This is a genomic window from Vibrio caribbeanicus ATCC BAA-2122 (assembly GCF_000165125.1).
Lineage (GTDB): Bacteria > Pseudomonadota > Gammaproteobacteria > Enterobacterales > Vibrionaceae > Vibrio > Vibrio caribbeanicus.
Genome location: NZ_AEIU01000123.1, coordinates 1 through 10,062, shown reverse-complemented (window position 1 = coordinate 10,062; position 10,062 = coordinate 1). Strand labels below are relative to the sequence as shown.

Annotated in this window: 8 protein-coding genes and 2 tRNA genes; 8 read left to right on the top strand and 2 right to left on the bottom strand. The window is 39.2% G+C overall.

Annotation, left to right across the window (positions count from 1 at the left end; genetic code table 11):
• The first annotated feature begins 275 nt into the window (after window positions 1-275).
• The 8 genes from RH40_RS19835 to RH40_RS19800 all read left to right on the top strand — a co-directional run bounded on the left by RH40_RS19835 (window position 276) and on the right by RH40_RS19800 (window position 6,954).
• Window positions 276-1,013, top strand: a complete 738-nt coding sequence (locus tag RH40_RS19835) for a winged helix-turn-helix domain-containing protein (RefSeq protein ID WP_009603512.1) — start codon at window positions 276-278, stop codon at window positions 1,011-1,013.
• The gene (locus tag RH40_RS19830; protein WP_009603511.1) at window positions 1,010-1,468 is read left to right on the top strand and encodes a hypothetical protein; all 459 of its coding nucleotides are present in this window, start codon (window positions 1,010-1,012) and stop codon (window positions 1,466-1,468) included. The genes RH40_RS19835 and RH40_RS19830 overlap by 4 nt, the downstream gene beginning before the upstream one ends.
• 407 nt (window positions 1,469-1,875) lie before the next feature.
• On the top strand, window positions 1,876-3,345 hold the full coding sequence (locus tag RH40_RS19825; protein WP_009603510.1) for an aerolysin family beta-barrel pore-forming toxin: 1,470 nt from the start codon (window positions 1,876-1,878) through the stop codon (window positions 3,343-3,345).
• A 252-nt stretch (window positions 3,346-3,597) separates the two neighbouring features.
• Complete coding sequence (locus RH40_RS19820; RefSeq protein ID WP_009603509.1) at window positions 3,598-5,055, top strand: aerolysin family beta-barrel pore-forming toxin; 1,458 nt, start codon at window positions 3,598-3,600, stop codon at window positions 5,053-5,055.
• A 274-nt stretch (window positions 5,056-5,329) separates the two neighbouring features.
• Window positions 5,330-5,845 carry a hypothetical protein gene (locus tag RH40_RS19815; RefSeq protein ID WP_009603508.1) on the top strand — a complete coding sequence of 172 codons (516 nt, stop codon included), beginning with the start codon at window positions 5,330-5,332 and terminating at the stop codon, window positions 5,843-5,845.
• 181 nt (window positions 5,846-6,026) lie between these two features.
• Window positions 6,027-6,113: transfer RNA gene (locus RH40_RS19810), tRNA-Leu, on the top strand.
• A 34-nt stretch (window positions 6,114-6,147) separates the two neighbouring features.
• Window positions 6,148-6,221, top strand: a tRNA-Cys gene (locus tag RH40_RS19805).
• A 187-nt stretch (window positions 6,222-6,408) separates the two neighbouring features.
• The gene (locus RH40_RS19800) at window positions 6,409-6,954 is read left to right on the top strand and encodes a glutathione peroxidase (protein ID WP_009603507.1); all 546 of its coding nucleotides are present in this window, start codon (window positions 6,409-6,411) and stop codon (window positions 6,952-6,954) included.
• Between the two features lie 270 nt (window positions 6,955-7,224).
• Here the strand turns inward: RH40_RS19800 and RH40_RS19795 are convergent, their stop codons facing one another.
• Window positions 7,225-8,196 carry an OmpA family protein gene (locus RH40_RS19795; protein ID WP_009603506.1) on the bottom strand — a complete coding sequence of 324 codons (972 nt, stop codon included), beginning with the start codon at window positions 8,194-8,196 and terminating at the stop codon, window positions 7,225-7,227.
• A 457-nt stretch (window positions 8,197-8,653) separates the two neighbouring features.
• Window positions 8,654-10,012: a sphingomyelin phosphodiesterase gene (locus tag RH40_RS19790; protein WP_009603505.1), complete on the bottom strand. Its 1,359-nt coding sequence runs from the start codon at window positions 10,010-10,012 to the stop codon at window positions 8,654-8,656.
• Between the last annotated feature and the right edge of the window lie 50 nt (window positions 10,013-10,062).

Below are 10,062 nucleotides of genomic sequence, written 5' to 3'. Positions count from 1 at the left end.
AGTGCTCATTATAGTTAAATATATCAAGCATAGTTCGATGATATTTTTAACTATAATCATATTAAATTGTAATGAAACATTGGCCATTAAATCTATAGTCTTGCTTAATATTAATTGTGTTTGCTATTGATAGCGATAATTAAATCTAATTTAACAAAATTAAAATAAAATGGAATTATTGTTCAATATAGAGACATTCATCCCATTAATTTTCATGTGAGTCAGTTTATAGTCATATCTGATTATAATAATTATTTTTGTAAATAGCATTTGACATGATCAAGTTTAATCCAATAAAAAATATTATATATAATGATTTGTGCACCGTAAAAGTGGGGTATAGAGAATCATTGATTCTTAGCATCTTGCTAGATAGATCTCCGAATATTGTTCCAAAACAGGATATAATATGTCACGCATGGGGGAGTAAATATATTGGTGTAACATCTTTATCAAAAAGTATCAGTATATTAAGACAATCATTTGTTAAACTTGGAATGAAAGATTCACCAATTATAACAGTACCCAAAGTTGGCTATCGGCTTGTAAATAAGGATGATATACAGAGCGTTATTGATGAAGAAGTATCAAAATTTCAACCAATAAAAGTTGAAAAAAGTGAGCCTAAACCAAGATCTAAGAAAGTAAAACTATGGGTTAATATAACAGCTAGCTTTTTACTATTGCTTTCTTCAGTTTTATTTTTTTCTGGTAAAGAACGTTTCGATCTTTCACTAATTAAGGTAGAAGAAAAAAAACAACCTTATAAAAGTGGAAATTTAGAGTTATTTATTAAATCAAAATCAGGTTTAAATAATAATTTGATACAGTCCTTAAAAGAAATACAGTGTGATTGTGTAATATATTTGGTTAATAATAAAAATAGTACTAGTGTGGCTTTATATAACAAGAGCACAAAGAAGTCTGTAAATATATTTATTGAAAACGATAAAATAGATACTACGTATAGTAAGATAAAAAAATACTTAGATAATATAGCGAGAGATGTATGATTTCATATATATATTTATTATTTTCTATATGCTTACTATTTTTCGCTATTTTTTATCCAGAAAGAGAAAAATCACCTGAGTATTTTTTTAAGCATCATTCCATTGATTTTATCGGTGAGAATATAAGGCAGACGAATGGGGTTGTACATGTTTCTGGGAAAGATATAACTCATGTATTTTCTCTTCATGATAGAGAAATGAATCCTCTAGTGACGTTTCGTTTTAATGGTAGTCTTACGGAAAGTGATAGCGTATCTTTTGCAATATCAGGAAGTGTAGATGTTATATCAATTAATAATATGACCTCTCTTATTAATGATCGTAGTACATTGGCATATCTTTTACTTAAACAGTCTCCCATGTCGGCTAGTATTAATATCTTATCTATGAATAATGATTATGTCATTTTTGAGGATTTGATAAATTCTCGCTCTTATCTACTCGTCCGTCAATAAAAGGTAGCCTGTAAAGCTTGAGGTTCCTAGAAACAGTAATATTTAGCATTCACTCTCTAGAAATCATATCAATGAAAAAGAGGAGGGTATATTATGAGTAAGACCACTCATATTAAGTACTATTTCTAATATTTCAAGTTAGTGAAATACTTAAATAACTACTATAAAGCTTATGAGATATGACTCGCACAAAAATATAAAAGAATATTACTTTTTTTAAAAATAATATTTCAAATTCAGCACTTGATGAAAACATTATCCTATCTCTATGTTTAAATTGAGTTAATTATTCTCAATAAATTTCAATGTGAAAATTAACCTCGTTGTGAAAGAGTAAATTTATTGCCTAGGATGGGCAATAATCAAAAAGTTCATAAAGATAAAAATGATTATCGAGAGGGTTTTCAATGTACAACGTCAAAGAGAAAGTCATAGTTGCAGCCATACTATCCTTATTGTCTAGCGGTACTTATGCAAAAATTTTTCCTGATCAAATTGTGTTCGACCAATTGGGAGAGGATCAGTGTCGTTCGGGATATCGGCCTTTGGATAGGACAGAGGCACGACAGCAAACATCCGCTTTACTAGCACGTATGTCTACGTGGCAAATCACTGGTCTAAAAGATGATTGGGTCATTATGGGACCTGGTTACCACGGAAAGATTAAGCGTGATATCGCTAATCACTCAACATGGTGTTATCCGGTTGAGAGCAATGCAGGTCTTCCTGACTACCCGGCTCAATCTGTGCCCGAGGGAGATGAGGTAAGTGTTCAATATGATCTCGTTAATGACCGCGATGCTTTCATTCGTCCACTTAGCTATCTGGCTCATTACCTTGGTTATGCATGGCTAGGAGGAAATCATAGCCGATATGTGGGCGAAGATATGGTTGTTGAAAGAAAGGGAGACGGATGGCTAATTCAAGGCAATAACAGCGGTTCATGTAGTGGTTATCGGTGTGATGAGAAAACCAAAATTACGGTCAATAATTTTGCTTACACCCTAAATGATAAAGATTTCTGGCACGGCAGTGTAACTGAGTCTGAAAGAGAGTTGGTGGATGTTATCAGTGCTAAAGCCAGAAATTATAGTAGTGTCCCTCAGCAAGTTGTTATTGATCTTAAACTTTCCGAAGCGACAAACTGGTCCAAAACCAATAGTTATGGTTTTTCTCAGGCAGTTCAAACTGAGAATGAATTTCAATGGCCTCTGGTTGGAAAAACCAAGCTTAGTATTCGATTTGAGGCGAATCAGAGCTTTTCAAGCTCTGATGGTGGTTCAACGAGTAAGCAAGTGACATTGCAGGTCAGGCCAATGGTACCCGCTCAGTCGGAAATCCCAATTCGTGTTGAACTCTACCGGTCAACCATCTCATATCCCTACCGTTTTGGGGCCAATATCAGTTATGACGTCAACTTCAATGGCTTTTTACGCTGGTCAGGAAATGCATGGCACAGTCATCCGAATAATAGACCTTACCTATCTCACACTTTCACTATGGGTCGTGGAAGTAATAAAAAAAGCAATGTCCGTTATCAGTGGGATCACCGGTATATACCCGGAGAAACAAAATGGTGGGACTGGAGCTGGGCAATCAACAAGTATGGTCTAAATAGAATGCAGTATGCAGCGGGAGCAAGTTTACGGCCATTCCACTCCTATGTTTCAGGGGACTTTTATGCAGAATCTCAATATGCAGGAACAATGGAAATTGGCGAAGAAAGTCCAATCGAAATGTCGAAACTAAACAGTGAGAGTCAAAATGTAAGCTTTATTCGAGCTGGAGAAGTTGAAGTCGTTTCTGATTTTGATCGAGAAAAGTTAGAACGTTTAGGCTTTCGAGATGCAGATCTTAACGTAAGTTTGGTGGAGTAGTTGCCTACAGAGGAAAGCTCGCTGCTGCATAGTGGGCTTTCCTTTTGTATATTCTTTAATGTCATATCACTTGGTTTAAATATTAAGCCTCTTATCTTTAATTATTGATATGTATAGGTATTTATTTTCAATTTATTTCATTGCGACAAGAAGTAATTTTGTGAAAAAGTACCGTCACTTTGGTCGAACGATCAAGAACATAAAAATATATTAATCAATAATTTAACGTCAAGGTTTAGAGGTTTTGTCACCATGTTAAACGTCAAAAAATACGTTCTTTTTAGCATCCCGCTTTGCTGTATGTCCTATTCCTCCAACGCGAAGGTTTTTTCTGATCAGATAATTTTTGCTTCTCATTACTGCCCTGCAGAGTATCGTTTGCTGAAACATTATGAGGCGAGAGAACATAAGCGAGCACTGCTTTCGAGAATCGATGAATTTGGAGTCTATGGTCTAGAAGACAACTGGGTTATCAAGGGCTCGGGTTATCAGGGTCTTATTGAACCGGGGGGCCCACAAGAGAACACCTTGTGCTACCCCAATCATCCCCAAACCGACATTATTCCCTTCGATGCAAAAAGCATAGATAGCGCAGAAAGTGTCGAAATTCAGAGACGCTTGGTCTCTAACTATGATGACTTTGTTCGTCCTGTGAGTTATCTCGCTCATTTCCTGGGGTATGAATGGGTTTCTGGTGACCAGGAGGACTATATAGGTCAAGATATGGTGATAACAAAAGAGTCAGATGCTTGGACCCTCCAAGGTTATCAAGCGCCTTGCCAGCGAGAACTGTGTGATGAAAAAACGAAAATAACAGTCAGTGATTTTAATTATGTCTTGAACCCACGCAAATTTTTTTATGATGACATGACTGAATCTGGTCGGAATCTTGTTAAGACTCTGACGGCATATATTATTAACGACTCTGATATTTTAAAACAAATTGAGGTTGAATTTCAGTTTGAGCAAGGCGTGGACTGGTCAAAAGATGATGATTTTGCTCTCGGGCAGCACGTGCGTGTTAATCGAGATTTTCGATGGCCTCAAATTGGTGCAACAAAGTTTGATATTACTCTACCCGCGGGGCAAACCTATGGGAATACAAACCAAGAAGAGAAACAAGAACCAGTCTCACGCCAAGCCCGACTGAGCGTTCCTCCTCATTCAATATTGCCCATCCAATTACATTTCTATCACTCTGATATTGCTTATTCTTATAAAATTGGATTCGATATTAGTTACAAGATGAATTTTGATGGCTTTTTACGCCAAGGTGACAACGCGTGGCATTCTCACCCAACCAACCGGCCGATCCAATCACATTCGTTTGTCCTTGGACGGGGAAGCGAACATGCAGAAAACATTCGATATCAGTGGGATCATCGCTACATACCGGGAGAATCCAAGTGGTGGGATTGGAGTTGGGCAATTAGTACCTACGGTTTGGAATCAATGCTCTATGCTACGGGGGCAACACTGAGACCTTTTTATTCCTTTATCACTGGCCGTTTTGAGGCGAGATCCCGCTTCACAGATTTTATAGAGGTTGGGAGAGAGCGACCTGTGAATGAGGAATGGGTGGAAAGTATTCCTGATAATTGGCTAAAAAGTGAAGTTGATGGTCTAGTTTTTAGCATGGACTTTGATAAAGCCTCGCTTGCAAGGTTAGGGTTTGAAAATGCTCGCGTAATGGCCAAAGCCGTGAACTAGCAATATTAAGACATCGACATGCTGATGTTGGTGTCTAGTCCCTTCGGTGTGAACCAATTTGCTTTTGTTAGTTTTACATGACTTACATTCGTTGTTACCGATGCTCAATTTAGATGACTAGATGTTCAAATCGTTGCCTTGCCTGTAAGGCAAGCAATTCTCGCTGAACCTAGCATCTTACTTGGGTATACAATAGTAAGATAAATAGTTTAACAAAATACTTTAATTTTAATAAAACGCTGTTCATAATCTATGAAAACTTATGAGGTGCTGTATGCAGTCGTTTTTAAAATTATTTGTATTATTATTTTTGGTTTCTGGTTGTGCTGTGGTTCCTACTACACGTGATTATTACCGTCCCATCGTTGGTGAGGGACAAGTGGAAGTCGCAAGTATCGTTTGTGGTTACCAAAGAACGAAATACGATGGTATCGAACAAACATTAGATTCACGTAGTGTGCGTGTTTTTCCTAAAGTGGCCGAGAATGGTAATGTTGAGGTCTCAGTGGAGATCGCTGGCCCTGATTCTAGGGCTGTGCCAATAGCCATCCAGTTGTACGATGATAAAGGGCAGATATTGGGTAAAAGTGAACAGCCACATTTAAAAGTTCAGTTCCAATATGATGGTGGTTTATATCGGTCTTATTACGTGGCATCTTTTCCTATTGCGACGAGTGATCAACTTACCGATATTGAAATATTGATCAAAGATAAAGATAACAAGGTACTTGTTTTTAAGTTTGAACGTACGGTTCTGGCTGATGTTTTCTTTGCATCGATCAATTGTTGAGGCTTTATTTTGTCTTTCACCGGCCCCAAATGCTGCTTTTTATCGCGTTTTGTCTAGATTTCGAGCACTTAAACAATTTATTAGCGATAATGACTTGATTAAGTGAAGTAATTCGTTAAAGTAGCGTCATTCCAAGGCAACTGAGCCAAGGAATGATGGTGTCGCCATCGCTTTATAGCGTGCCCTGGTGGTGGAATTGGTAGACACAAGGGATTTAAAATCCCTCGGCGTTCGCGCTGTGCCGGTTCAAGTCCGGCCCGGGGCACCATCTCTCTTGCCTTACCATAGAGGCATAAAAATATGGCGCGTTGGCAGAGTGGCTATGCAGCGGATTGCAAATCCGTGGACCTCGGTTCGACTCCGGGACGCGCCTCCATATTTCTAAATTCCAAATCAAATTAAAATCATTCAGATAACACCTAAGCTGCTTTATCTATTCATCCCTTATCTCTTAAAAAAGCAAGACAACTCGCTCTGAACCCTGCATTTTGAAGTCACTTGGGTATATGGTTGAACTTTTATACATCATTATGCGTATGTTTCGGGTAAATAGGAGTGTAATGATGAAATATTCTTGGTTACTTAGTCTTTGTTTTGTTGGAAACGCCGTGGCAGATTGCCGCCCGATACTGGAAAGCGACCAGCGACTGCTAAATTCTACTGAAAGTGTCAAATTGTGTGATGCATTTGAGGAAAAAGCGGTACTTATTGTTAATACAGCCAGTCAGTGCGGTTATACCTCTCAATTTGAAGGTCTGGAAGCTCTATACCAAAAGTACAAGACGGCAGGATTTACGGTACTTGGCTTTCCCTCTAATGATTTCAAGCAAGATCGCGGGTCTGAAGAAAATACGGCGAAAGTTTGTCGACTAGACTACGGTGTGACTTTTCCAATGTTAGCTCGCTCGTCTGTGAAGGGGGACCAGGCAAATCCGGTTTACCAAGAGATAAAAAAGCAAACCAACCTTGAACCACGCTGGAATTTTTATAAGTTCCTTATCAACAGCAAAGGGGAGGTTGTGGCAAGCTTTCCAAGTTCAGTTACTCCTGATTCGTCACTGCTTAGCCAGGCGATTGAAAACACATTGGCTCAGGCAGTGACAAATTAATAAACCTCACATTATGAGTGATGCGGCTGACTTTTTAATATTCCAAAATATTGAGTCCAAAGCTAGCCCTCACTCTTTGTACAGTTGTATTGGCTGTTGCGTTGGCTTTTTGGTTGCCTTCTTTTAATAGACGTATCAACTCGGCTTTGTCGTCTAGGTAGATTTGGCGCTTATCCCTAATTGGCTTAATTCAAGAGATTTATGGAAGGGCGATTGGATGTTAGGTAGAGATGGTATGTTTTACCAACTCTACCCAGTTAAGCTCAGTGTCTATTCTTCGACTTGATATTCAAATGCCGGAATATTGATCTCTACACGACGATTTTGTTTACGGCCTTCGAGCGTCTCATTTGACGCTATAGGGTTGGCCTCACCTTTACCGATAGCGGTAATGCGACTTTCATCGATGCCTTTGGCGATAAGCACAGCTTTCACAGCTTGAGCACGTTGCTCAGATAACTTTTGGTTGTACTTTTCTGGTCCAGATGTATCCGTGTAGCCTGAAACCTCTACTACAGACTGAGGATAATCTTCTAAGACTTCAACGATACTATCAAGCTCATTGGCACTCTCTGGTTTGAGCTTGGCACTATCGAACTCAAAGTTACCAGCGCCCATCACTTTGGCATCAAATATTTTGGTTACTATGACTGGCTCAACAACCACGTCTTCGACCACGACTTCTTCAACATCTTCAATGACTGGTTCTGGCTGAGTGGCGACTGGTGCTTGACTCGCCCCAAATTTGTATGAGATGCCGATAGTTGCGCTGTTACCCATGGCTTTTGTGACATCGTTATTGATGTCAGTCAACGCTTGATATTCTGCGCGAGCAGTCACGTTGCTACTAATATTAAACTCCACCCCAGCAGCACCAAGATATGAGTAATCATCTTTACCATCAAACTTGGTGTAAGCACCGCCGACTTTACCGTATAAAGCAATATCTGGTGTTACAGGGAGACTAAATTTGGGAGCTAGGGTAAAGGCTTGAACGTTGCCGTTAAAAGCACTTTTATCGTAATTACCCAGTCTTTCAATACCGCCCTCTATAGCAATCTTTTGGTTGAACTCGTATCCAGCATAGGCACCATATGTTGAATCTTCATCATCACATGGCTGACCAGCAACACAGGCATCATCCATCCATGATTTACCCACTTTACCGCCGACATAAACATTAGCATGAGCTACTGAAGCCATCAGTAGAGATGCAGAAATTACCACCGCTTGTTTTTTCATTACTTACTCCTAATGCACAACTTTTAAATCAACGATCAGATTGATCTCTTAGCCAGTGAATTGACACATGATGTGCTTCACATAACCAAGATTGTTAGCTCCTTGGAACATTGGCCTCGGGGCTTGTGATAACAACGATGGTAGCGGTATCAGGTTCAATAAAAATCTGAAATCTGTCAATTTCTTGTCAGAAAAACAATATTATTACTTAGATCGATACTTTGGTTCAGTCTGCCATTGGTTTTTTAAATGATGAGCTTGAGTTTTATTAAACTCGAGTACAATCTGGGCGTTTTAGCTGGTGGTGACATTGGGGCAAGATACAAATGCCGCTATTGTGTATAGCGGCATTTTATTATCGACCAGATTTTCAAAGCGTTGCCTTGCCTGTAGGCAAGCTATTCTCGCTAAACCTAGCCTTGGATACTCTGATAAAGCAGCACTAAGTTGTCATGTTTTATTCTTCGAAGACAAAGTGTCCATCAACACTAAAGTGATCGGACAGGTGCCACTCGCCCCAAGTTGAATCGCTAACCCGCTGTTTTAAGCGTACGGTATTTAATTTTTGGGTCGCTGGACGATGCCTCTTGCTGGTAAAAACATAATCTAGGTACGAGGTATTTGTTCCCCCAGAGTATTTGGCAGCAGCGTATTTATTAATTGAAGGGTCAAATGTTCCTTGCGTATATCCAGCGAAGGTAGGTGGTTCTACTTCTAAAATTGAAAGCATAAGTTGATATTCGGAAAAGTGATTATTCTTATCAACATTGAAGTCACCCGCATAAATTACTGCTTCATCTTCAGGGATATTTTTGGTCAACATAAAGGTACGTAGTAGCCCCAATTGAAGTCTTCTTAGCCGCTTCGCCTTGCGAGTGCCAAATGACGCAAGATGGGTATTAAATACATGATATATCTGCCCATTTTTTTCAATCTTTGTGTAGACTATGCCTTTGTCAGCATGGCAATCTGTCGATGAACAGTGATCAAAAACGAGGTAATCTGCTTCTAGAATCGGATAGCGGCTCAGTGTAACCACTCCTCCATCATAGAGAGCGCCACTGTCTCCCCCCAAGACCTGAGTTTGATAGGGATATTCCTCACTAAGGTCATCAAATAGTCTGTTCCTACGATTTGAGAATGCTTCTTGAAATGCTAAGACATCGTAGCCGGAAAGGCTATGATCCATTAAGCTTGTTCGGGCGCTAATATCAGACGAAACAGCAGGTATCATCCATAAATTGTAGGTTGCGACTCTTAACGTATTATCTCGCGTATCAGGTGGATAAAGTTGATGCTCTGAAATGACAAACTCGATGTTGTCATAGCCAGATGTGTATATGGCTTTAGCTCCAAACTCTGTATGTGTTTCATCAATACCGTATAAATCGATCACATCAGCGCTGTAATTGGTGATCAATTCCCTACCTTTAAATCCGAGTTTAAGGTGAGTCCCTGAAGCATGGCCCTTTAATTGAATCTGTGCGATAGGGTTATATTGTTTTGTTTCCCAGTCACCATTTGAATTTCTTTGTGCAACTGCCCAATAGTAGTTGTAGACCCCGCCATTAATAATCCCGTTATAGCGATTAAAGCTTGCGACCTTCATTTTTGTGTATGGGGGAATAACGATAGTGTTTCGCTCTGCGTTGTCGGGCAAACGGTATTGTTTACCTTCCTCCACAGGGTGTGATGTTTCGACCATTAAACTTACCTTAATCGGTTCGCTTGTACGGTTAATATAAAACGCAGACGTAGCGAAAGCTTGACCAGCGAGTATCCAGAGTAAAACTATAAATATTAAATTCCTAATCATATTAATTCCTTTTTGACATTTATCCTCGAATTAATAATTACGAGTAGTGT